The sequence below is a fragment of the Staphylococcus gallinarum genome (assembly GCF_000875895.1).
Lineage (GTDB): Bacteria > Bacillota > Bacilli > Staphylococcales > Staphylococcaceae > Staphylococcus > Staphylococcus gallinarum.
In genome coordinates this window covers 1-251 of sequence record NZ_JXCF01000140.1, presented here as the reverse complement: position 1 = coordinate 251, position 251 = coordinate 1, and the positions used below count along the sequence as shown (strand labels likewise).

The window sequence follows — 251 nt, the reverse complement described above, 5'->3', positions numbered from 1 at the left end:
GAAAAAACAATGAGGACTGAAAAAGAAATTTTAAATTTAGTTTCTGAATTTGCTTATCAACGAAGCAATGTAAAAATTATTGCTCTCGAGGGTTCAAGAACTAATGAAAATATAAAAAAAGATAAGTTTCAAGATTATGATTTTGCTTTTTTCGTATCAGATATTGAGTATTTCACACATGAAGAAAGTTGGTTAAGTTTATTTGGAGAATTATTGTTTATACAGAAACCAGAAGATATGGAATTATTCCC

At 27.1% G+C, this 251-nt stretch carries 1 protein-coding gene; it reads left to right on the top strand.

Annotation, left to right across the window (positions count from 1 at the left end):
• Positions 1 to 9: 9 nt before the first annotated feature.
• Positions 10 to 251 (top strand): aminoglycoside 6-adenylyltransferase (locus tag SH09_RS13790; RefSeq protein WP_042740198.1); only part of this gene is annotated, 242 nt, incomplete at its 3' end.